At 56.4% G+C, this 236-nt stretch carries 1 protein-coding gene; it reads left to right on the forward strand.

Annotation, left to right across the window (positions count from 1 at the left end):
* On the forward strand, nucleotides 1-231 hold a 231-nt coding region (locus KVT34_RS31120), incomplete at its 5' end, for a GNAT family N-acetyltransferase (RefSeq protein ID WP_217563383.1).
* Between the last annotated feature and the right edge of the window lie 5 nt (nucleotides 232-236).

Here is a 236-nt window from a genome sequence, read left to right on the forward strand (position 1 = left end):
CTGTACGACGGCGGGTTTATTTCCGGATTTTGCGTGCTCCCGGAATACCGCGGACAAGGCCACGGCAGAGTGATCCTGGGCAAAGCGATTTCCATTGCGGAGTCGAAGCAGCTTCAGGGCAAGCTGGCCCTGGAGGTAGCGGCGGACAATGACCACGCCTTGGGCTTGTACAAAACGGTGGGCTTCGTCGAGCGAAACGTAAACGATTATTACCGCGTCACCGTGAAATAATCGTC

This window comes from Paenibacillus sp. GbtcB18 (assembly GCF_019091125.1).
Taxonomy (GTDB): Bacteria; Bacillota; Bacilli; order Paenibacillales; family NBRC-103111; genus Paenibacillus_F; species Paenibacillus_F chitinolyticus.